Annotated in this window: 18 protein-coding genes and 2 tRNA genes; 13 read left to right on the forward strand and 7 right to left on the reverse strand. The window is 59.2% G+C overall.

What is annotated here, in order from left to right:
- The first annotated feature begins 178 nt into the window (after positions 1-178).
- Positions 179-1,768: a DNA recombination protein RmuC gene (rmuC, locus tag N645_RS0102955; RefSeq protein ID WP_238559188.1), complete on the forward strand. Its 1,590-nt coding sequence runs from the start codon at positions 179-181 to the stop codon at positions 1,766-1,768.
- Between the two features lie 76 nt (positions 1,769-1,844).
- The gene (locus N645_RS16535; protein WP_024460027.1) at positions 1,845-2,309 is read left to right on the forward strand and encodes a DUF2489 domain-containing protein; all 465 of its coding nucleotides are present in this window, start codon (positions 1,845-1,847) and stop codon (positions 2,307-2,309) included.
- Between the two features lie 17 nt (positions 2,310-2,326).
- On the opposite strand, the gene trmA is transcribed toward N645_RS16535, so the two are convergent.
- The 3 genes from trmA to N645_RS16540 form a co-directional block, all read right to left on the reverse strand.
- Positions 2,327-3,415 carry a tRNA (uridine(54)-C5)-methyltransferase TrmA gene (gene trmA / locus N645_RS0102965; protein ID WP_024460028.1) on the reverse strand — a complete coding sequence of 363 codons (1,089 nt, stop codon included), beginning with the start codon at positions 3,413-3,415 and terminating at the stop codon, positions 2,327-2,329.
- 75 nt (positions 3,416-3,490) lie between these two features.
- The gene (locus N645_RS0102970; protein ID WP_123637257.1) at positions 3,491-4,273 is read right to left on the reverse strand and encodes a hypothetical protein; all 783 of its coding nucleotides are present in this window, start codon (positions 4,271-4,273) and stop codon (positions 3,491-3,493) included.
- Complete coding sequence (locus N645_RS16540) at positions 4,270-5,808, reverse strand: nitrogen regulation protein NR(II) (protein WP_024460030.1); 1,539 nt, start codon at positions 5,806-5,808, stop codon at positions 4,270-4,272. Before N645_RS16540 ends, N645_RS0102970 begins: the two co-directional genes overlap by 4 nt.
- A 280-nt stretch (positions 5,809-6,088) precedes the next feature.
- Between N645_RS16540 and N645_RS0102980 the strand changes: the two genes are divergently transcribed.
- The 9 genes from N645_RS0102980 to pepN all read left to right on the forward strand — a co-directional run bounded on the left by N645_RS0102980 (position 6,089) and on the right by pepN (position 15,800).
- Positions 6,089-6,164: transfer RNA gene (locus N645_RS0102980), tRNA-Val, on the forward strand.
- Between the two features lie 34 nt (positions 6,165-6,198).
- Positions 6,199-6,275: transfer RNA gene (locus N645_RS0102985), tRNA-Asp, on the forward strand.
- Between the two features lie 605 nt (positions 6,276-6,880).
- Positions 6,881-8,221 (forward strand): hypothetical protein, encoded by a 1,341-nt coding sequence (locus N645_RS0102995; RefSeq protein WP_024460031.1) that lies wholly within the window; start codon positions 6,881-6,883, stop codon positions 8,219-8,221.
- Between the two features lie 81 nt (positions 8,222-8,302).
- Positions 8,303-9,442: a cyclic nucleotide-binding domain-containing protein gene (locus N645_RS0103000; protein ID WP_024460032.1), complete on the forward strand. Its 1,140-nt coding sequence runs from the start codon at positions 8,303-8,305 to the stop codon at positions 9,440-9,442.
- A gap of 104 nt (positions 9,443-9,546) precedes the next feature.
- Positions 9,547-10,443: an NAD(+) kinase gene (locus N645_RS0103005; protein WP_024460033.1), complete on the forward strand. Its 897-nt coding sequence runs from the start codon at positions 9,547-9,549 to the stop codon at positions 10,441-10,443.
- Between the two features lie 7 nt (positions 10,444-10,450).
- Entirely contained in the window at positions 10,451-11,443 is a 993-nt protein-coding gene (locus N645_RS0103010) for a metallophosphoesterase (RefSeq protein ID WP_024460034.1), read from the forward strand.
- A 168-nt stretch (positions 11,444-11,611) separates the two neighbouring features.
- Complete coding sequence (locus tag N645_RS0103015) at positions 11,612-12,460, forward strand: rhomboid family intramembrane serine protease (RefSeq protein WP_024460035.1); 849 nt, start codon at positions 11,612-11,614, stop codon at positions 12,458-12,460.
- Positions 12,461-12,500: 40 nt separating this feature from the next.
- On the forward strand, positions 12,501-12,761 hold the full coding sequence (locus tag N645_RS0103020; RefSeq protein WP_024460036.1) for a YeaC family protein: 261 nt from the start codon (positions 12,501-12,503) through the stop codon (positions 12,759-12,761).
- A gap of 357 nt (positions 12,762-13,118) precedes the next feature.
- On the forward strand, positions 13,119-15,800 hold the full coding sequence (gene pepN, locus N645_RS0103025) for an aminopeptidase N (protein ID WP_024460037.1): 2,682 nt from the start codon (positions 13,119-13,121) through the stop codon (positions 15,798-15,800).
- Positions 15,801-16,011: 211 nt separating this feature from the next.
- On the opposite strand, the gene lpxH is transcribed toward pepN, so the two are convergent.
- Both lpxH and N645_RS0103035 read right to left on the reverse strand, forming a co-directional pair.
- The gene (gene lpxH, locus N645_RS0103030; protein ID WP_024460038.1) at positions 16,012-16,734 is read right to left on the reverse strand and encodes a UDP-2,3-diacylglucosamine diphosphatase; all 723 of its coding nucleotides are present in this window, start codon (positions 16,732-16,734) and stop codon (positions 16,012-16,014) included.
- A gap of 9 nt (positions 16,735-16,743) precedes the next feature.
- Positions 16,744-17,253 (reverse strand): peptidylprolyl isomerase, encoded by a 510-nt coding sequence (locus N645_RS0103035; RefSeq protein WP_024460039.1) that lies wholly within the window; start codon positions 17,251-17,253, stop codon positions 16,744-16,746.
- A 244-nt stretch (positions 17,254-17,497) separates the two neighbouring features.
- On the opposite strand from N645_RS0103035, the gene tmk reads away from it, so the two are divergent.
- On the forward strand, positions 17,498-18,115 hold the full coding sequence (tmk, locus tag N645_RS0103040; protein ID WP_024460040.1) for a dTMP kinase: 618 nt from the start codon (positions 17,498-17,500) through the stop codon (positions 18,113-18,115).
- 154 nt (positions 18,116-18,269) lie between these two features.
- Here the strand turns inward: tmk and traF are convergent, their stop codons facing one another.
- Together traF and N645_RS0103050 are read right to left on the reverse strand one after the other, a co-directional pair.
- Positions 18,270-19,496 carry a conjugal transfer protein TraF gene (gene traF, locus N645_RS0103045; protein ID WP_024460041.1) on the reverse strand — a complete coding sequence of 409 codons (1,227 nt, stop codon included), beginning with the start codon at positions 19,494-19,496 and terminating at the stop codon, positions 18,270-18,272.
- A gap of 156 nt (positions 19,497-19,652) precedes the next feature.
- Positions 19,653-20,276: a pseudouridine synthase gene (locus N645_RS0103050; RefSeq protein WP_024460042.1), complete on the reverse strand. Its 624-nt coding sequence runs from the start codon at positions 20,274-20,276 to the stop codon at positions 19,653-19,655.
- A gap of 386 nt (positions 20,277-20,662) precedes the next feature.
- Between N645_RS0103050 and N645_RS16550 the strand changes: the two genes are divergently transcribed.
- On the forward strand, positions 20,663-21,676 hold the full coding sequence (locus N645_RS16550; protein ID WP_036159830.1) for a DNA polymerase III subunit delta': 1,014 nt from the start codon (positions 20,663-20,665) through the stop codon (positions 21,674-21,676).
- Positions 21,677-21,731 lie beyond the last annotated feature (55 nt).

Below are 21,731 nucleotides of genomic sequence, written 5' to 3' on the forward strand. Positions count from 1 at the left end.
CACAGTCGTTCTTGTGCTCCTGGAGTGACTATTGTTCCTGCCGATGGGCTCACGGTGTCGCCAACCGCGGCGAATGTGTCGTGGGCAGGGCCGGTCAGGCTTGGTAGAATCGCCGCGACGATTGTATTTTGCCCCCCGGTTCTGCACAAGGGAACCGACCAGATAACGGGAACGATCTTTGCCTCTGACCAATGTGACTTTACTGATGGCCGCCGCGGGTGGCCTGCTGAGCGGTCTGATACTGACTGTACTGTTCTACCACTGGCGGCTCAAGGACGCCGTAGCGGCCCGCACTCGGGAGTTGGAGCAGACCCTTCAGCAGGCGCAGAGCGACTGGGCGCTGGAGCAGGCCGATCATCGCCACGAGCGTGACCGACTGGAGCGGCAGTGGCTGGATTTGCGCCGGCGCGAAGACGAGTTACGCCAGCAGTGGCAGGAAAGTCAGCATCAACATGAGCAAACCCGACAGCGCCTGAACACGGCTCAGCAAGAGCTGGCCGCCGCCCGGGAGAAGCTCGAGTACCTGGGCGAAGCCCAGCGAGAGTTGCGCCAACGGGACCAGGCGCTTGCCGAGGCGCGACGGCAGGCGACTGAGCTGGAAACCCGGCTCGGTCAGGAGCGCGAGCAGTTTGAAGCCCAGGTGGCCCTCCTGCAGGATGCCAAAAAGCAACTGACCAGTGAATTCGAAAATCTGGCCAACCGGATCTTTGAAAGTAAGCAACAGCAGTTCTCCCACAGCAGCAAATCCCTGCTGGAAACCGCCATCGATCCGCTGAAAACCCAGCTCACGGACTTCCGCCGCAAAGTGGAGGACGTGTACGAAAAAGAAAATGCCGAGCGGAACAAGCTCGCCGGTCACATTGAGCAGTTGCACCGTCAGGCATTGAAAATCGGTGAGGATGCCGTCAACCTGACCCAGGCCCTCAAAGGGAATACCAAGTCCCAGGGCAATTGGGGCGAGGTGGTGTTGGAGCGGCTGCTGGAACAGTCCGGGCTGCAGAAAGGCCGGGAGTATGAAACCCAGGTCAGCTACGCGAGTGCGGATGGCGGGCGCCGCACGCCGGATGTCATCGTGCGCTTACCGGAAAACAAGGACATCATCATCGATGCCAAGGTTTCGCTGGTGGATTATGAGAAATATTGCAACACCGATGATCAGGACGAGCGCGACCGATTTCTCGGGCAACACATTCAGTCACTACGCAACCATATCCGTGGCTTGAGCGTAAAAGACTACGAGCAGCTCGAGGGTGTTCGGGCGCTGGATTTCGTGTTCATCTTTGTCCCGATCGAAGCCGCCTTCATGCTCGCGCTTCAGCAGGACCCGAAACTGTACAGTGACGCCTACGACAAACACATCATTCTGGCCAGTCCGACCACCTTGCTGGCCATTCTACGCACCGTCGAAAACATCTGGCGGTACGAAAAGCAGAACAAGAATGCCGAGCGCATTGCCAGGGATGCCGGAGCGCTGCACGATCAGTTTGTGCTGCTATTGGATGCGCTGGATACCGTGGGCAATCACATCGGTAAGACCCAGGAGGCGTTCGATACCGCGCGCAAACGCCTGGCGACGGGTAAAGGAAACCTGTTGCGTCGGGTCGACAACATTCGCCGGTTGGGCGCCAAAACCAAAAAGAGCATCGCTCGGGACAAGCTGGAAGAGGCGGATGAGTCCGAGACTCTGTTGGATGTAGATGAACCAATGGACGCCGATGAGGCGCTGGAGGATGGGGCAGTGCGGGAAGACGAAAAAGCCACGGATTGAGCCTGTGCGGACGTGTCGATCCGCCGATCGTAAATCTGAATTGTCTGAATTGATAGTTGACTGAAAGGATAAAACCATGAGCAGTACCTGGATCATTTTGAGCATCGTCGGGGCCGTCATTATTGTCGCTCTGGCCGTTGTGGCTGGCGTCCTGCAGTACAAGGTGTACAAACTGAACCAGGCCCGCAAAGCCCAGGAGTCGGCGCTGCAGGCCGAGAGCGACGCCCAGCGTGAGCGCATCAACAAAAGCATCCAGGTCATCGCTCACGCCGTCGGCTCCGACGATATTACCCTGACCGAGGCCAGCATCCGGATCAGCGTGTTGCTGGACAGTCTCGGTATCGAGGATGAAGTGCGGGAAGAATTCTCAGCCTTCTACGAACTGAAAGGGGCGACAGAGCATATCCCCTTCCTGGATGCCTGGAAGGCGCTCAGCAAAAAAGAAAAATTCCGTTATGACCGGGAGCGCACAACTCAGGAGCAGTTCCACGAAAAAGCCGTGGTGGACGCCGCCAAACGCATCCGCGGCCGCAACTTCTGATTGATCCACCGTTTCAATCATCGCTTGCGCAGTACCACCCCGCACTCCAGGTGATGGGTGTAGGGGAACTGATCAAACACCGCAAAATGTTCGATACGATGGGTCTGGGTCATAGTGTCCAGGTTGTGCTTTAGCGTATCCGGGTTGCACGACACATACAGAATATTGTCGAACCGTTGGGTAATGCGGGTGGTGTGGGGGTCCAGTCCCGCCCGGGGCGGATCGACAAAAATGGTGCTGAACGCGTAGCTGTCCAGATCCACATGGCGCAACCGGCGAAACGGCCGGACCTTGTCCAGCGCCTGGGCAAAATCCTCACTGGACATCCGCACCAGGGTGACATTGTCCACGCCGTTCAGGCGCTGATTGTATTCGGCGGAGGCCAGCGAACTTTTGGCCAGCTCGGTGGCCAGCACGTGGCGGAAGTTCTGGGCCAGGGGCAGCGTGAAATTGCCATTCCCACAGTACAGCTCCAGTAGATCACCACCGAACGACCGGCTGTGCTCCACGGCCCAGGTCAGCATTTTTTCGCAGACGCGACCATTTGGCTGGGTGAATCCGGTTTCTACCTGTTGATACTGGAAAACCTTATCGGCCACCTGCAGGCGCTCAACCACAAAGTCCCGGTCCATCACCACTTTCTGTTTCCGGCTTCGACCAATCAGGTCCACGCCCAGCTGTTTTTTCAGGGCCCGGGCGGCCTCCTCCCAAGCTTCATCCAGACGCTTGTGGTAGAGCAGGGTGATCAGCGCTTCACCGGACAGGGTGGTCAGAAACTCCACCTGAAACAGCTTCAGCCGCAGTATGGGGTCGGCATTGATGGCGGCCAGCAGTTCGGGCATCAACCGATTGATCTGTTCGGAGGCGACGGGAAAGTCATCGATCAAAAACGGTTTTTTGTATTCCCCCGGCTGATACATGGCGTAGTTCACCTGGCCATCGTCCTGCCACATCTTGAACTCGGCACGTAGCCGGTAGTGCTTTTCCGGGGAGCTGAAAACGTCAATTTCGGGCAGGTCGAAGCGCGCAAAATCCTCTTTCAGTCGCGCCACTTTCTGGTTCAATTGGGCGTCGTACTGATCGGGGAATACTTGATGAATGGCCATAACGTCGGGTCTGTGTGAAAAGCGGGGCATCCGCCCCGGAAAAAGGGCGGATTGTACCAGTTCAGAGGCGGTTTTTCAGGGCGCTTGGCACTCACCCCAATCACAGACGATAAAGCTCTGGCTCTGCTGGCCGCAGTAGATGCCATAGGCTTCGTGAGGCCACTCGTTGGCAATCACCACCAGTTCGGCGTTCGGGCAGGTATTCGCCATGCGCCGCTCGATTTCCCGGTAACTGCGGCCCGGAGCGAGGTTGCGCGGAATATCGAGGGCGAGGGTGGGCACCTCACTCAGGGCGACCGGCCGTTCGGCATCTGCCACCAGGGCGTCCCGCACCAGAATGTCCCGCTCGGAGTCGGGCGTCAGGTAAGGACGTTCGGTCAGGGTTGGCTCCAGCTCATCCAGGCGGCGCTTGCAGACAATCCGTTGGTTGTTGGCGCTGCGCTCGTTCAGTCGCAGCTCCTGCACTGCCCGGCCCCGATGCTCGTGCCGGAATCGCACCGCCGACAATGCCAGGGCATGGCCGGCATAGTCGCGGGTTTCGCCCGCCAGTTCCCGGTTCAATTGAGTGTCGGCACCGGCGAGCAGGTCGCCATGGGTCTCCATCCAGATGGTGCGCAAGTCCTGAGCGTATATCTTCAACTCCGGGCTTACCGCAGCGCACTCGGAGAGTAGCCCTTCGATGTAGATTGCCTCGGTCAGGAGCGCGCGGGCCATCTCGTTGCGCTCCTCCTCGGAAGGCGGTACCACTTTGGGGCCGGCGCAGGCGGTAAGGAACAGGGCAAGTGCCGCCAGCAAAGCGGGAATCACGGATCGGCCAGTGGTAGACGCTGGTGACCGGGTTGGAAGTGTTCGAATCATAAGGAAGACCCCGAAGAAAGCGAGTGAGATGTGCGATGATGTTCGGTGCGATCAGCCAGGGGCAGGCGAATGGTAAAGCAGGTCCCCTCGTCGGGCATTGAGTCCACTTCAATGGTACCCGAGTGGTGTTCGGTGATGATGAAGTAGGAGACCGACAATCCAAGCCCCGTGCCCTGACCGACCTCCTTGGTGGTGAAAAAGGGTTCAAAAATGTGGCGGCGCACATCCTCGGACATGCCCGGCCCGTTGTCCTCAATCTGCAGAACCGCCGCGCCGCGTTCCAGGTAGGCGCGCAGATGAATGACCGGCGCCGTGCTCTGTGCCTCGTCGCGCTCATCGCTCTGGAAAGCCTGGACGGCATTGCGCAGCAAATTCAGAATTACCTGCTGGATTTCCGCCGCGGAGCCCACCACCGGTGGCAGGTCCGGAGCCAGCTCGGTAATGATGTCCGGGCGCCGGTGCCCCTGGCTGCTTTGCAGATTGAGGGTGTTATCACTCAACTCCAGTGTGTGCTGGACGATGCGCACCAGGTCGAACTGCTCATGAGCCCGGTTATTGCCGCGGGAGAATTCCAGCATATTGCTGACAATGTGCATGGATCGCTCGCCGGCTTCGCGAATGTCCTCCAGAAAGTGGAATACCCGGCGCTTGTTCAGATACTGGTGAAGCTGTTCCAGGTCGACCCCCAGCTCCTGGGCCACCTTGTGGTTCTGTTGAAGCTCAAGCGAGGTCCGCCGCTGAATGTTCTGTACGCCGTGCAGTACGGTGCTCAGGGGGTTGTTGATTTCGTGCGCCATCCCGGCGGCCAGTTCGCCGAGCGACATCATTTTTTCGTTCTGGATCATCATGTTTTCAATGCGCACACGCATGGTGATGTCATCCAGCCGGATGACCGCTCCAATCGCCTGAACCGCGATCAGCGGGTAGATACTCAGGTCGGTATAGCGCGCGTTGCTACCCTGGCCCTCCTGAATGTTTTCATTCACGAAGGGCACGCCGCTTTCGATGGTGCGGGTGATCGTTTCCATGGAAATGGGCAGGGCAGGGTACACCTCGGTCAGTGGTCGCCCCAGCGCCTGCTCCGGATTCAGGCCGGTTTCCAGTTCCGCAGCGCTGTTCCAGTGGGTCACGGTTCCGTCAGGGGTGACACCGATCAGCACCGACGGCATCGCATTGATGATGCTGTGGAGGTAGTCCTGGGTTTCCCGCAACAGAATCTCGGTGGCCTGGTGATGGGCGACTTCGTCCTGCAACTGTTGATTGGTCTGATTCAGACTCTCGGTGCGCTCAGCGATGCGGGCCTCAAGCTCCACCTTGTTCTGGCGAAGGGCATTGCGCGCCCGCTTGTTGTTCAGCCGGCTGCGCTGCAGTCCGATGATCAGCAGCGTCTGAAACATCAGCAGCAACCCGATCACCGCCCACAACAGCGCGGCCGGCCACGCGGCCTCCTCCTGAGCCCAGACCGCTGGCGACCAGACCAGCCACAGACCCAGCCAGAGGAATCGAAAACCGTGTTTCAGCTGGCACGCGTTCAAAGGCGATATCACTCATGTTGTTATCGGTGGTGACAAACAAGCATTCTAACCCCCCAACGACCTAACTTCTAACGAACTGCATCAAAATTCGGCGCCAAATCTTGAACAGGGAATACATCGCTGGGGAAAGGCGGTTTATAAGGGGCTGGAAAAGGCCAATCGCGGGCCGCAAAATGATCAAAAAATGCCCAACAATCAATATCTTGGCTTTTTTATCAATAATTCCCCAAAAGTGTTTGACACCGGTTCGGATTTCGGTAGAATGCGCAGCCCATGGCGAGGGTGGTTAGCTCAGTTGGTAGAGCGGCGCCCTTACAAGGCGTAGGTCACAGGTTCGACTCCTGTACCACCCACCACTTCGTTAAGTGCGTTCCCTTGCCATGACAGCGCGGACCGGTAGTTCAGTTGGTTAGAATGCCGGCCTGTCACGCCGGAGGTCGCGGGTTCGAGTCCCGTCCGGTCCGCCATACATACGAAAAAGGCCCACACGAAAGTGTGGGCCTTTTTCGTATGTATCGTGGAATGTGATGGGCGAGAACCCGCGCTCCGGGTTCGACAAAACGGCAGGACAGCCGTTTTGCACAGCGGAAGGCTGCCCGAAGGGTGGGCGCCATGGATGGCGCCCATGAGTCCCGTCCGGTCCGCGCAGCGCAAAGCGCTGCCAAAGAGTGAATCCCGTTCGGGGACTCAATACACCCCCAACCCCGCCCCAAAAAAAATCCCCACAATCACGAAACTGTCACACCCCCATCGTACTCTAACCCTGACGGATCGGCGCATGGAAAGGACTCCACCATTGAACAGGCGCCGCGAACGAAAGAGGATACGATTGTGGAAGACTACGTAGAAGACCTGCTGGACTACAGCTTTGACTACACCGATGATGACGGTGCAGAAGACTATTCCGACCTTTAATCCCTCCCTCATCGAGCCCGTCCGGGCCGATTAATCTGCCGACCACATCACAGAGTCATTGCCAATTGGCGGGCATAATGCGCCTGTCAACTTGAGTGTTGGCGGATTTTGACGTTAACTGTCAGTAGTGTCCCTGTCATCGATGCCCGGTTTGCCTATGGCCCATTCCAACTCGGAACACACCGAAGCGGTGTTCTTTTTCTCTGGTGATCAGGTTGCCCGGGAGATGCTTTACACCGAGTTCGAGGCAATACTGGACGGTTTTGTGCCGGTGCCCGACTACGCGGGCCAGACCGCCAAAGCCGCCTATCTGACCATCAACCCCCAGTTACAGATCAGCGCCCTGGTGTTCTTCGTCATCGCCTTCGATGGCCGGGGAATGGTGGATAACCGCTGGAATCTGCCGCTGCAGCAGTTGGTGGAGCAGGCCTCCCGCGGGCCGGATCTTGGTGCCGGCCCGATTCGTCTGGTGTGCTTCAGCCAGTGTCCGGTGGCCTGGCAGCAGCAGTATCTGTGGGACCCGCAGATGGAGCCGGGGCGGAACAGTTTTGTATTGCTGCGCAAATCTGTGGCCCGCAATCGCCTGGGCCTGGTGAAATACGAGCCGGAGCCCGAGGAGACAAAGGACGAGGAATCCATTGCGCCCCGTGAGGCACAGAAGCTCAGAAAGGCGCTGCACGAACACTACTCCCAGGAGATGCGCGACCGTCTGGCCCGGATGCTCAAGGAGCAGCGGCTTCGTATCACCACACTGAATAATCGTCACGCGCGCAAGATTGATGGGCTCAATCAGGAGCACCAGCAGAGGCTCCAGGCCTATCGGGACAAGGTTCGCCAATTGCAGGAGCAGAATGGCGAGTTGACCCAGCGGCTGGAGACTCTGAAAGAAAATTTTGATGCCCAGGTCCAGAAAATCGAGGGCATGCGGGAGTACTTCAGCCATAAGCTCAAGGCCGCCCACGCGGATGAAAACCTGCAACTTCAGACGCTGCAGGAAAACTATGAGATGGAGCTCGAAGCCCGTGTCCAGAATGCCACCGCCGAACTGGAAGAGCGGCTGGGGATGCGTGAAATGGAACTGTTCTACCGGCATCAGCAGGAAAACAACTTCAAGGAAGAAATCGCCCGACTGCGCCAGGAAAACCAGAGCCTGCTCGAGCAGGGCGGCGGGCAGTTGCTCGACCGGCTGGATCGGGCCGGCATCAGCTTTGTGGCGTTCCATCCGGGAGTCGGTCAGCTTACCGTGCCCGCCAGCGAAATGGCCGCGTACCTCGACGATCCGGATACCTTTGCCGCGCGGGCGGCCGGGGTGGTGCCCACACTCTACAAAGAGTGGCTGGCGCACTCCCGGGAGCCGGTCTGTACCGCCAAAGACGACGCCGGCCACCGCTGTGGCAAGGCTGTGGCCCAGGTCGCCCGTCCGGCGGACTTCCACCCCGGCGAAAGCGATCGCTGTGCAGCACACCAGATGGTGGTGGGTCAGCGCTTGGCACAGTAGGGAAAACGGCGCACAATATTGCTTAATTCATTGATGTGTCATTCGCTCAGCGAATCATGCGAAATCGGTAAGGAACGACCCATGCTGTCATCGCAGCCTCAGACGCCGACCTCCGATCCGGCTTTTGATCTCTCTCTGACCCGCACCCTGGTGCCGCTCAAAGACATGAGCGAAAGCCACCTCCGGGACCTGCTCTCACACAGCCAGGCGGAAGTGGCGTTTGCCGGGCAAACCCTGTTTCGTGCCGGAGAATACGACCGTCAGCACCTCTATCTGCTGCACGGTGATATCCTTTTGACCGACCGGCAGGGCGCGGAAACCCGGATCAAGGGGCGCTCCACCCTCATGCCGCTGGCCCACCAGCAGCCCCGGCCGGTGACGGCGGTTGCCGAGACCGACTGCAGTATCCTGCGCATCGACAGTGAGCGCCTGGACCAACTGCTGACCTGGAGTCAGGTATCGGACTATCTGCAACTGAACGTAGCCCGCGAGCGAGACCTGGATGAAGACATCGAGTGGATGACCACGGTGTTGCGCTCCAACCTGTTCTTCAAGGTCCCGCCTCTGAATGTCGAGCAGATCTTCTACCGCCTCAAGCCCCGAGTGGTCCATACCGGTGAAACCATCATCCGCCAGGGTGAAATCGGTGACTGTTGTTATTTCATCAAGGAAGGGGAGGCGGAGGTTCATCGTCACGGCGAAGGAGGCTGGACGCACCTGGCCGACATCGGCCCGGGACGCTGCTTCGGGGAAGACGCCCTGGTCAACGATGCCCCGCGTAACGCCCGGGTCCGTATGCTCAGCGACGGCGTGCTGATGGTGCTGGACAAGCAGGATTTCTACCGTTTGCTCAAGGCCCCTGAAGTCCCCACGGTACCGCTGGCCACCCTGCCAGAGGCGCGCGCTCGCGGCGCCGTATTGGTGGACACCCGAAGCGAGGAGGAATACAGCGCGCAACACCTTTCCCAGGCGGTCAATATCCCACTGAGCCTGCTGGCCATTAAATCCCGTCTGCTGGCCGAGGATGTGGAATACCTGTGCTACTGTGACACCGGTCGCCGTAGCCGGGCGACGGCCCACCTGCTGCGTCAACAGGGGTATCGCGCCCAGGCCCTCAATGACGCTCCCGCACTGTTTGGCGACCCACAATGGGCGGAACAGTTCGAAGACCCGGCCCCTTATGTGTTAAAAGAGGGCAGGGCGTGTCGGGAACCCTCCTGAAGCCCGAATCTCACCCGTAAGGCACCCAGGTGGTGCCGAACGACGGTGCGATGCCCCCGACAGTCCAATAACTGACAACAGATCATCGCGACGAGAGAATCCGAATGTCCGAATTCACCACCATCGGCCTGATAGTGCGCCGCAACAGCGATCGGGCACTGTATTCCCTGAAGCGCCTGATCCGCTTCCTGCAGAGTCGGGGGCGGGCTTTTGTGCTCGAGCAGGAAACCGCCGAGCACCTGCCGGATCAGGAGTTGGTCAAGGATGCGACCCACACCGTCTCCCTGGAAGTGCTGGGTGCCCACTGTGATCTGGTGATCGTGGTCGGTGGCGACGGCAGCATGCTCAGCGGCGCGCGGGCACTGGTTGAAAGCGGCGTTCCCTTGCTGGGAGTCAACCGGGGTCGTCTGGGCTTCCTGACCGATATCACCCCGGAAGATATTGAAGAGAAAGTGGGCGAAGTGCTCGCCGGTGAGTACGTTGAAGAACAGCGCTTTCTGCTGGATATGAGCGTCTATCACCGGGGCCAGTTGGTCAGCGCCGGGGATGCCCTCAATGATGTGGTGCTGCACCCGGGTGAGTTTATCCGGATGCTGGAGTTCGAGCTCTATGTGGATGGCCACTTCGTCACCAGCCAGCGCTCCGACGGCATGATCGTCTCCACGCCCACCGGCTCCACTGCCTATGCGTTGAGCGGCGGCGGCCCCATTCTGCACCCGCGCCTGGACGCCATTGGCCTGGTGCCGATGAACCCGCACACGCTCAGCAGCCGCCCGATGGTGGTGCCGGGAGACAGCGAAATCAAAATTCTGGTGGGTGAGCACAACAACACCAACCCCCAGGTCACCTGTGACGGTCAGATACACTTTATGACCCATCCGGGCGATGAAGTGCTGATTCGCAAGAAACCGCAACTGCTCAAATTGATTCACCCGGTCAACCACAACTTCTACGAACGCTGTCGCTCCAAACTGGGATGGGGTGGACACTTGCTGGATTGAGGTATCAATGGGGTCAGAGTCGTTTGATGCAGGTTTATCGGGAGATTGGCAGGGCTATGATGTAATCGGCGACGTGCATGGCTGCGCCGAGACCCTCGAGCGGCTTCTGCACAAGCTTGGCTACCGGCAAGGCCCAAGCGGCTATTACCATCACACCCGCCAGGCTATTTTCGTCGGCGATATCATTGATCGTGGGCCGAGAATCCGCGAGGCGCTCCAGTTGGTGCGCGCCATGGTGACCGCCGGCGCCGCTCGCATGGTACTGGGCAATCACGAGTTCAACGCGCTGGCCTACTGTACGCCCAAAGCCGGATCCGCTGGGGAGGCCCCGGCCGACTACCTGCGCCCCCACACGCCCCGCAACACCCGACAACTGGCCGAAACCCTGGAGCAGTTTGCCGACTACCCGGAGGAGTGGAACCACTACCTGGACTGGTTCCGCCGCCTGCCACTGTTTCTCGAGTGGCCGGAGTTCCGGGTGGTACACGCCTGTTGGGACGCCGAGTTGATCGCCCGGCACCGGGCCCGCTTTGGTGATGGCCGGTTCGATGACGCTTTTCTGCAGGAAACCGCCATTCCGGGCAGCGACGCCGCGCGCATCAAACAGCGCCTCACCAGCGGTGTCGACCTGCCTTTGCCCAAAGGCATGACCATTGTTTCCAGCGACGGGGTCGAGCGAACCCATTTTCGGACCAAATTCTGGGCGCCGGACGCGCAGACCTACGAAGAGCTGTTATTCCAGCCCGATCCGCTCCCGGTGGGTTTCGGTCAGCAGCGGATCAGCCCCGAGCACCGGCAACAGATGGTAACCTATGGCGCGGATGAAAAGCCCGTATTCGTCGGCCACTACTGGCTCAAAGGCCACCCGGAACCGATAGCATCCAACATTGGCTGCCTGGACTACAGCGCGGTCAAGTTCGGCCGACTGGTGGCCTACCGTTTCGACGGAGAAACGCAACTGAACCCCGAAAAATTTGTCTGGGCCTACGTCGACCCCTAATAGATTATTTGATGTCCACCTGGATATTTGCGTAGGGCGGATCGGTCCGACGATTCGGAGCGAAGCGCATCCGTCGTTATATAGTTTCACGTACACCGAATAGTCTGCGTAGGGCGGATAAGCGAAGCGCATCCGCCGTAACCAAAATGTCAACCAACGAGACCACCCGTGACCTGGATCCCCGTCAAACAACTCCCCCTGACCCGCGACCTGACCGAACTCAGCCGCTTTCTCCACCAGAGAGGCCTGATCCACCGCATCACCGACGAAGGCAGCCACCAACAGATCTGGGTCCAGGATCCCGCCCTGGTCGATCCCCTGGCAGACCTCACCGAGCGGTGGTTACAGGGCGAACTGGAGCTCCCCACCGACGACTCACCACGTCGCGAGGTGCCCACCGGCCCCGGCCCCCGACAGTTCCCGGTTACCGTCGCGCTGCTGATACTCAGCGCCGCCGGTGCCCTGATTGGTATGAACATCCTCGGCGGAACGCTCATTCCCTGGTTGACGTTCCAGCCTCTGAGCCTGACCGGCGCCGGCCCGGAATTTGGCAACTGGGGAGAGGCCATGGCTCGGGGCGAACTCTGGCGCCTGCTGACCCCCGCATTTCTGCATTTCAGCGCCTTCCACATCCTCTTTAACGGCCTCTGGATCTGGGAATTGGGCCGGCGCCTGGAGGCCGTACTGGGTGTCGGTCACTACCTGCTGTTTTTCGTCGGCACCGCCATCGCCGCCAACCTGGCCCAATTTGCCAGCGGCCCGTCGGTCTTTGGTGGCATGTCGGGCGTCGTCTACGCCCTGATCGGCTTTATCTGGATGCGCCAGAAGTTCAGCCCCCATCCGATACTGGCGGTCCCGTCGGGTATCATCGGTTTTATGCTGGTCTGGCTGGTGATCTGCTTTACCGGCATTGTCGACCGCTTCATCGGCGGCTCCATCGCCAACGGCGCCCACCTCGGCGGCCTCCTGGCCGGCATGGCCTGGGGCATCCTGACCAGCAAAACCCAGGCGCGATGATTTGTTATACTCATCCAATACCTGAACACAGAGCGATCCCATGAACTACCAAGACCTGCTCAATTCACTGACCCCGGAAATCTATGACAACCTAAAACGCGCCGTGGAGCTGGGCAAATGGCCCGACGGCCGGGTGGTAACGCCGGAACAACGCCAGCATTGCATGGAGGCGGTCATCGCCTACGAACACAAACATCTACCCCCGGAGCAACACACCGGCTACATCCCACCCAAGCCCCATACCCACTGCGGCGGCGAAGGCGAGGTAGCCGAGGCGGATGAACCCCTGAAGTGGAAATGACGCTTTTATTTTGTCTTGTAGGATAAGTTGAAGTCCGGCCGGAGGCGGGGTAGACCATTCGGAGACCCGCCGTGAATACATCCCTGTAGGCTTCTCATCGGCATCCATGCCTCAGAGAGTCTCCGAACGGTCTACCCCGCCTCCGGCCTCCAAGCTATCGTAAGCCCGTGAGGCACCCACGGTTTCTACAACGTGCAGAGGGACGGTTCAGGGTGTATGGTTCCCAGACCGTAGAGCGGGGGACCCGCGATCCGAGCCCCCAGGGATGGGTTTACGGCGTGTCTGGGAACCATACACCCTGAACCGGCCCGGTCCCTGAATTTCGGCACCCCACGCTTAAAAAATTTGGAGTTATTTATGTCCGCACGCGACGCACAACCGAAAGCCATTCAATTGAAAGACTACCGGCCGCCGGAATACCTGATCGACCGCACCGAACTGCACTTCGACCTCGGTGCCGACAAAACCCGCGTCACCAGCACACTGACACTGCGCCGAAACCCCGACGCCACCCCAACCGGCAAAGGCCTGACCCTGCACGGCCAAGAAATCGAACTCGTGTCCGTGGCCGTCGACGGCCGCGCACTCAGCGACAATGACTACCGCCTCGACGACGAAACCCTGACAGTGCTTGAGGTTCCCGAGCAATTTGAACTGACCACCGTCGGCGACATCGACCCCAAAAACAACACCTCCCTCGAAGGGCTCTACCGCTCCAGAACCATGTACTGCACCCAGTGCGAAGCCGAAGGCTTCCGCAAGATTACCTGGTACCTGGATCGCCCCGATGTGATGAGCGAATTTTTTACCACCGTGGTGGCCGACGAAAAACAGTTCCCGGTGTTGCTCTCCAACGGCAACCTGATCGAACAGGGCAGTGCCGATAATGGCCGCCACTTTGCCACCTGGCACGATCCGCACAAAAAACCGGCCTACCTGTTTGCGTTGGTGGCGGGCAACCTCGAGCACATCGAAGACACCTTTACCACGATGTCCGGTCGCGAAGTGACGCTGAAGATTTTTGTCGAAGCAAAAGACCTCGACAAATGCGGCCACGCCATGACGTCCCTGAAAAACGCCATGCGGTGGGACGAAGAGCAGTACGGGCGGGAATACGACCTGGATATTTTCATGATCGTCGCGGTAGACGATTTCAACATGGGCGCCATGGAGAACAAAGGCCTCAACATCTTCAACACCGCTTGCGTGTTGGCCAAGCCGGAAACCACCACCGACGCCGGTTTTCAACGCGTTGAAGGCGTCGTGGCCCACGAGTATTTTCACAACTGGTCCGGCAACCGCGTCACTTGCCGGGACTGGTTTCAGCTGAGTCTGAAAGAAGGCTTTACCGTCTATCGGGATGCGACTTTCTCTGCGGACATGGGCTCTCCCACAGTCAAGCGGGTGGAAGATGTATCCATGCTGCGCACCCTGCAATTCGCCGAGGACGCCGGGCCCATGGCGCACCCGGTGCGGCCGGATTCCTACATCGAAATTTCCAACTTCTACACCCTGACCATTTACGAGAAGGGCAACGAAGTGGTGCGCATGCTGGCCAACCTGTTGGGGCCGGAGCTGTTCCGCAAAGGCACGGATCTGTACTTCGAGCGCCATGATGGCCAGGCGGTTACTACCGAGGATTTTGTGGCGGCCATGGAAGCCGTATCCGGTCGCGATCTGACCCAGTTCAAACGCTGGTACGATCAGGCGGGTACACCGAAGCTGACCGTGACCGACCGTTGGGATGAAGACGCCGGGGAATACCACCTGACCATTGCCCAGAGTTGTCCCGCCACGCCCGGACAGCCGGACAAGAAGCCGTTCCACATTCCGGTGGCCATGGGGTTGTTGGGCACTGCCGGTTCACTGCCGCTCAAAATCAAGGGGCAGACTCCTAACCCGGAGACCGACGACAACACCCACACCGTGTTGGAACTGACGGAAGCCGAACACACCTTTGTATTTGAGCAACTGCCCGAGAGGCCGGTGCCGTCCCTGTTGCGCGGTTTTTCCGCACCGGTGAAGTTACATTATGACTATTCCCGCGATGACCTGATGCGCCTGATGAGTGGCGACAGCGACGGTTTCTGTCGCTGGGATGCCAGTCAGCAACTGGCCATTGAGGTGATCGACGATGTGATGACCGCCTATCAGAAGGGCGAAGATCTGAGTGGTATCACCATTGATGAGCGCTTGATCGAAGCCAACCGTCTGTTGTTGCAGGATGACTCACTGGACAAAGCCATGGTGGCCCTGATGCTCAGCCTGCCGTCGGAAGCCTACCTGGGCGAGCAGCAGGACGAGATTCAGGTGGAGGCCATCCACCACAGCCGGGCTGCGGTCAAACGGGCTCTGGCCGAGGCGCTCAAGCCCGAGTTGACCCGGATTTACCGCGCCTACGATCACGGCAAACCCTACCGGCCCACGGCGGATGACATTGCCGAGCGCAGTCTGAAAAATGCTGCGCTCAGCTATCTGATGGTCCTGAACGAAGCGGATATGATAGCGGCCTGTGAGCAACAGTATCGCCAGGCGAACAATATGACCGACGCGATCGCCGCGGTCGGTGAGTTGGTCAACAGTCAGGCATCCGGTGCCGAGTCGGTTCGGGAACAGGTGTTGGCGGATTTTTACCAGACCTGGAAAGACGAGCCGTTGGTGGTGGATCAGTGGTTGCGGGTTCAGGCAACCAGCAGTCGGGCCAATACGCTGGACGTGGTACGCGAACTGGAACAGCATCCGGCGTTCGAGCCCAACAATCCGAACAAGATCCGGGCGCTGGTGGGTGCCTTCACCAATGCCAATCCGATCAACTTCCACCGTGCCGACGGGGCAGGGTATCGCTTTCTGGGGGATCAGATTCTGCGCCTGAACAGCGTCAATCCGCAGATCGCCGCACGGTTGGTGACGCCCTTTACCCGCTGGAAGCGGTACCCGAAGGCGCTGCAGGAATTGATGCACGCCGAGCTGGAGCGCATCAAGGCCGAGCCGAAGTTGTCCAAGGATGTGTACGAGGTGGTGAGTAAGAGTTTGGTGTGATGGTGGTGCGGCAAACGGCGGATGCGCGCTCCGCGCTTATCCGCCCTACGGATCGCATGGCAGTTCCCGTAATAATGGTGGGTGCGCCCCAAAAGATACCACGGAGGTTTTTTGCGCAACACCGGTGAATGTATCCAAACGGATACCACTGCAGGTCGCGTAGGGCGGATAAGGCCGAAGGCCGCATCCGCCGTTACCGTACTTTACGCTATTACAGCTCCCACGACTCCAACTGCAACACCCCCGGCTGCGCCACCAGACACCACCCCCGCTCGTGCCAATCCCCCAACACAATCCGCTCCCCCGGCTGGCCATTCAAGTCCAGCGGATGGCGGGCCGGCCGATGGGTGTGACCATGAATCAAAAGGTCTGTCCGCTCCTTGCGCATGGCTTTTTCCACCTCTCGAGGGGTCACATCCATGATGTCCTGCGCTTTGTTGCTGTTCATGCTCTGGCTCTGCGAGCGCATATGGGCCGCCAGCTCTCGGCGCTTGTCCAGAGGTAAGGAGAGTACCTCTGCCTGCCATTGTGGAGAGCGCACCCGGCGGCGGAACGCCATATACTCAGCATCCCGGGTACACAGGCTGTCGCCGTGCATCAGCAAGGCGGGGCGCCCGTACAGATTGATGACGCTCGGGTCGGGCAACAACTCCGCACCGCTGGCGCGGGCGAATTCGTTGCCAATCAGAAAGTCCCGGTTACCGTGCATCAGGTAGATGCGCGTTCCGGACTCGGCCAGCGCGCTCAGTGCCTGGGCAACCGCCGTCGACAGCTCGCTTCTGTCGTCGTCGCCAATCCAGGCATCAAAAAAATCACCGAGAATATAAAGCGCCTCCACGCCCTGGGCCCGGTCCCGCAGGAAGCGGAAAAAGCCTTCGGTAACGGTGGGTTGGCGCTCATTCAAATGCAGATCGGAAATAAACAACCGCGTCATGGGGAGAACTTACTCGCTGACGGTCGCTTTCTCGATCAAAACCGGTTCAACCGGAACGTCCTGATGCCCGGCCTTGCTGCCAGTCGGTACCGCCTTGATCTTGTTCACCACATCCATGCCTTCCACAACCTTACCAAACACGCAGTAGCCCCAGCCCTGCATGGACTTGTCGCGGTGATTCAGGAAAGTGTTGTCCTGTACGTTAATGAAGAACTGGGAGGAGGCACTGTGCGGGTCGTTGGTGCGCGCCATGGCGACACTGCCCACAGCATTGCCCAGGCCGTTGTCGGCTTCGTTCTCAATCGGCGCGCGCGTGGCCTTTTGCTGCATGTCGGGCGTCATACCTCCGCCCTGAATCATGAAATTGCTGATCACGCGGTGAAAGATGGTGCCATCGAAAAATCCGTCCTGCGCATACTGGGCAAAGTTGGCCGCGGTTTTGGGGGCCTTTTCGTGGTTCAGTTCAATGGTGATATCGCCGTGCGACGTGTTCAGAGTGACCTTGGACGCGGTGCTCATAGTGGAACCCTTATGTTAGGACTAAAAGCCGGCATCTTACCACAAGGTCGCGCGCACCGAGGGTTCAATCCTTGGTGGATGACGGCCTTCGGCCTTACGCCACCCTACGGTCGGTTGAGGCCCGAGGTCGCTTCGTAGGGGGGCATAAGGCCGAAGGCCGTCATCCACCGTCCAATGCCACCTGCTCAACCATGATAAACTCCGCACATAATTTCATGGCACAACCACAGGAACCCATCACCCCGTGACCCCAGGCCGCTTTATTACCGTGGAAGGCACCGAAGGTGTCGGCAAGAGCACTAACCTCAACTTCATCCAACAGTGGCTGGAGGGGCAGGGCCATCGTGTGCTGGTCACCCGTGAACCGGGTGGCACGCCCCTGGCGGAAGAGTTACGCAGCCTGTTGCTGGCTCCCCGTGATGAGACCGTCGACCCGATGGCGGAATTGCTGATGGTGTTCGCGGCCCGGGCCCAACATCTGGAACAGGTAATCAAGCCGGCGCTGGCGGCCGGCACCTGGGTACTGTGCGATCGCTTCACGGACTCGACCTACGCCTATCAGGGCGGCGGTCGGGGCTTTGATCAGAGTGTCATCGCCCAGTTGGAAACCCTGGTGCAGGGCGAGCTGCGCCCGGACCTGACGGTCATTCTGGATATTGATGTTGAGAAAGGCCTGGCGCGCGCCAGTCAGCGCAGTGTGCCGGATCGGTTTGAGGGAGAAGCGGTGGCGTTTTTCGAGCGGGTGAGGGCGGTGTACCACGAATTGGCCGCCCGAGCACCGAACCGCTACGCGGTGGTCGATGCCGGACAACCCCTAGAGCAGGTCCAGCAGGCCATCAAACAGGTCTTAATCAGCCTGTAGGTCACAGGATCGTCGGATTACGCTTCGCTAATCCGACCTACATGGTCGGCGTTCCCGTAGGTCGGATCGGTCCGACCTACTAGGCCAACTCTAGATCCCAACGTTCCCGTAGGTCGGATTAGCGAAGCGTAATCCGACACATCAACTGCCTATTTTAGAACCGCAGGCCCAACTGCATGGAAGCACCGGCAGTATTGCCATCACCGGTAAAGCCGGCAATATCCACATTCACCACGTTGAAGGGCGAGAAGCCAATACCCACCGATACGGTATCTTCCACGTTATCTTCCAGATCACGCTGGAAGCCCACCCGCAACTGTGCCCAATCAAAGGCATTCAGCTCGGCGCCAGCGCGGACGAACTGAGTCTCCTGTCCGGTGGCGAAGTTGGGGCTGGTATTCAGGTCAGCAGCCACCTCGGCAGTAAACCAGCTACCCTCGTAACCGACAGCGGTAGTGGCACGCGGCTTAATTTCCAGCGTGTCGCCGGGCACAATGGTCTCGTACTCATTGCTGATCAGGTTTGATACCGTCAGAGCATAGCGCATGTCGCCGCACAGGTAAGTCGCGCCGAGGTCGATGTTCACATCGTCGGTTTCCACGGTGTACTCATCACCGTCGAAATCGTCCTCATCAAAATCGTCCACGGTAGCGGAATACACAAAGGTCATGACGTGCATCCACTTGGGCGTGACACCCAGCAGCAGGCGGGAGTCCTCACCGGTCTGCAAGCTCTTGGCCATGGCCAGGCCGACTTCGGATACCGCTGCACCACGGCCTACACCATAAGACTGCAGTCCAGCTGGATCGAAGTTGGTTTGACCAACGGATTCCTCGATATACTGGTAATCCTCCTCATTGATCACGGTCTGCACTGCCGCCTCAATTCTGGTTTTACCAACTACTGACAATGACAGAAGATCATTTGGAATGGATAGAACAAAGCTGCCGCCAGCGCCTACGTTGGCGGTCTTGTCCGCAATGTTCTCGAGACGACGGATAGCCTCATCGGCTTCTTCGTCCAGCAGTTGGCGAGCCTGCTGCTCAGCAGCCCACGGGTCGTTGGGGTCATATTCTATGTCGCCGAAATAGCTTTCAGCGGTTTGCTCTTCCAGATAATCCAGATAATCAGCCAAGTCCTCAAGGCCGTCGACCAGGTCGTCCTCGTCCTCGCCCAGCACACCGCCATTGAACACCAGACCAAAATCGTCCCGCTCATCAAATTTGGCGCCCAGGCTGGGGTTGTACACCACGCCATCGGCGTAACCACCAGTGGCGTAACCCGCGCCGGACATGCCGGTCAGGCGACCGTTATAGTAATCACCGGCAACAGCGGCACCAGAAGCGGCCATCAAGGCCATGCTGAGAAGCGTTTTTTTCATTTTAAAAACCTGTGAGGGGAGAACTGGGTGAAACGTAAAAAAATGTTAGTGGCTAAATTGTGGCCCATTATATAAGTAGGTGCAATAACCCATATGGGTGTTATTAGAAAATGGTCTTGATTCTGCCTTGGGGAGAAGCTTTGGCAATAACACCGGCTAAAAAACCGGCGGTGACTCACAGTACACGGGTGAACCGGTCTGCGGATGGGTAAATTCAATCGTAGTAGCGTGGAGCAGCAGCCGATCCGACGCGGCCAGATACGCCGGTGTAGCGTATAAATTATCCCCCAGAATCGGGTGCCCCAGCGCCTGCATATGCACCCGAAGCTGATGCGACCGCCCCGTAACCGGCTCCAGAGCCACCCGCGTCGCCTCTGCGCTACGCTGCAGAACCCGATAGCGAGTCAACGCCGCTTTGCCGTCAGTATAGTCAACTTTCTGTCGCGGGCGATTCGGCCAATCGCAGATCAACGGCAAATCCACCTCACCGGCCTCATCCGCCATGACCCCGCCAACCACCGCCGTATAACACTTATGCACCAAGCGCTGCTCAAACTGCCGCGCCAAATGCTTCTGCGCCTCATACCCCAGCGGAATCAACACCAACCCCGACGTCGCCTGATCCAGCCGATGCACAATCCGGGCATTAGGGTAGGGCACCAACAACCGATTGATCAGACAATCCTGCTTCTCCGGCCCACGCCCCGGCACCGTCAACAACCCCGCGGGTTTATTGACCACCAACAGAGTATCATCGGCATAGACAATCTCAGGAAGCACAACCGTCCCCAGTTCAAAAAGTCGGCATTGTACCCTAGGGCACCCATGTGGTGCCGTTTTGGGGTGGATCGACCGTGGTAATCCCTGCAAGGCAGGCAGGATGAATACCTGTAACTCGGCGGATGCGGGCGTTGCCCTTATCCGCCCTACGGCGAGGATGCTAGTTCCCGGAACGTGATGAGCTGCCGCAGAGGATGGATAGCCCCTTGCGAGACCGTAAGCGGAGGGACTCCGCGCGTCGAGCCCCATGGATGGGTTCACGGCGTGTCTCGCAAGGGGCTATCCATCCGAAGCCCCAGACACAAAGTCCCCAAAAGCCAACCGCTGGGCAACCACCAACCCGAACGCGTACAATACCGCCAAACTTCAACCGAAACCGACGCCCCATGTCCGAACACTTCCCGGCCCTGCCATACCCCTGGCAAAAAGAACCCTGGCAACGCCTCAACCGCCAAATCAGCGAAGGCCAACTGCCCCACGCCCTGATGTTCGCTGGCCCCCCAGGCATCGGCAAAGCCCACCTGGCCACCGCACTCGCCCAGCGGCTCCTGTGCCAGACACCCCAGCAAGACACCGCCTGCGGCAAATGCCACAGCTGCGGCCTGCTCAAAGCCCAGACCCACCCCGACCTCACCGTGCTGCAACCGGAAGAGCCGGGCAAAGCCATCAAAATCGACGCTATCCGCGAACTCACCCAGACCCTGGGCACCACCGCCCAACAGGGCGGCTACAAAGTCGTCATCCTAGAGCCGGCCGAAGCCATGAACGCCAACTCCGCCAACGCCCTGCTCAAAACCCTGGAAGAGCCCGCTGACGACACCGTGTTGATCCTCATCAGCCATACCCCCAGCGCCGTGCTGCCCACCATCCGCAGCCGCTGCCAACTGCGCAGCTTCGCCATCCCGCCCCAGGCCCAGGTCCTGAACTGGCTCAACCCCCTGGTCTCCGGCAGCGGCTTCGAACCCGAAGCCCTGCTCGAACTGGGCCGAGGCGCACCCCTGCACGCCCTGGCCCTACTCGAAGGCGACGCCCTCGAACAACGCCGACAGCGCGAAAAAGACTTCATCAAGCTCTGCGACCAACAACTCACCGCCATCCAGCTCGCCGACCAATGGCAAAAAGGCGACGTCGGCGAAGCCATTGAATGGCTCCTGATATGGCTCTACGATCTGGCCCGCTGGCAAGCCGGCGCCGACGTCTCCACCTTCAAACCGCTGCCAGAGCACCTGCAACACCAATTCCAGCGCATCCCCCCGGCGCTTCTACACCGGTACCTGGAAAAACTCCTCACCGTCAAAAGCCAATGGCTCAGCGGCGCCAACCCCAACAAACAGCTACTATTGGAAGAGTTGTTGCTCGATTGGGGTGTCGTTATGCGGCAGGCGATGAAGGCGGCGTAGAGTTTGGGTTACGGCGGATGCGCGCTTCGCGCTTATCCGCCCTACGCGGGTTTAT

The sequence above is a fragment of the Marinimicrobium sp. LS-A18 genome (assembly GCF_000463525.1).
Lineage (GTDB): Bacteria > Pseudomonadota > Gammaproteobacteria > Pseudomonadales > Cellvibrionaceae > Marinimicrobium > Marinimicrobium koreense.

What these genes read in the sequence shown, in the direction of transcription:
- N645_RS0102970 (WP_123637257.1), bottom strand. Translation starts at nt 4,273, where the DNA reads ATGATTCGAACACTTCCAACCCGGTCACCAGCGTCTACCACTGGCCGA.
- N645_RS0103005 (WP_024460033.1), top strand. Translation starts at nt 9,547, where the DNA reads ATGTCCGAATTCACCACCATCGGCCTGATAGTGCGCCGCAACAGCGAT.
- N645_RS0103000 (WP_024460032.1), top strand. Translation starts at nt 8,303, where the DNA reads ATGCTGTCATCGCAGCCTCAGACGCCGACCTCCGATCCGGCTTTTGAT.
- N645_RS16550 (WP_036159830.1), top strand. Translation starts at nt 20,663, where the DNA reads ATGTCCGAACACTTCCCGGCCCTGCCATACCCCTGGCAAAAAGAACCC.
- N645_RS16535 (WP_024460027.1), top strand. Translation starts at nt 1,845, where the DNA reads ATGAGCAGTACCTGGATCATTTTGAGCATCGTCGGGGCCGTCATTATT.
- lpxH (WP_024460038.1), bottom strand. Translation starts at nt 16,734, where the DNA reads ATGACGCGGTTGTTTATTTCCGATCTGCATTTGAATGAGCGCCAACCC.
- pepN (WP_024460037.1), top strand. Translation starts at nt 13,119, where the DNA reads ATGTCCGCACGCGACGCACAACCGAAAGCCATTCAATTGAAAGACTAC.
- traF (WP_024460041.1), bottom strand. Translation starts at nt 19,496, where the DNA reads ATGAAAAAAACGCTTCTCAGCATGGCCTTGATGGCCGCTTCTGGTGCC.
- N645_RS0103010 (WP_024460034.1), top strand. Translation starts at nt 10,451, where the DNA reads ATGGGGTCAGAGTCGTTTGATGCAGGTTTATCGGGAGATTGGCAGGGC.
- N645_RS0103020 (WP_024460036.1), top strand. Translation starts at nt 12,501, where the DNA reads ATGAACTACCAAGACCTGCTCAATTCACTGACCCCGGAAATCTATGAC.
- N645_RS0103035 (WP_024460039.1), bottom strand. Translation starts at nt 17,253, where the DNA reads ATGAGCACCGCGTCCAAGGTCACTCTGAACACGTCGCACGGCGATATC.
- trmA (WP_024460028.1), bottom strand. Translation starts at nt 3,415, where the DNA reads ATGGCCATTCATCAAGTATTCCCCGATCAGTACGACGCCCAATTGAAC.
- N645_RS0102995 (WP_024460031.1), top strand. Translation starts at nt 6,881, where the DNA reads ATGGCCCATTCCAACTCGGAACACACCGAAGCGGTGTTCTTTTTCTCT.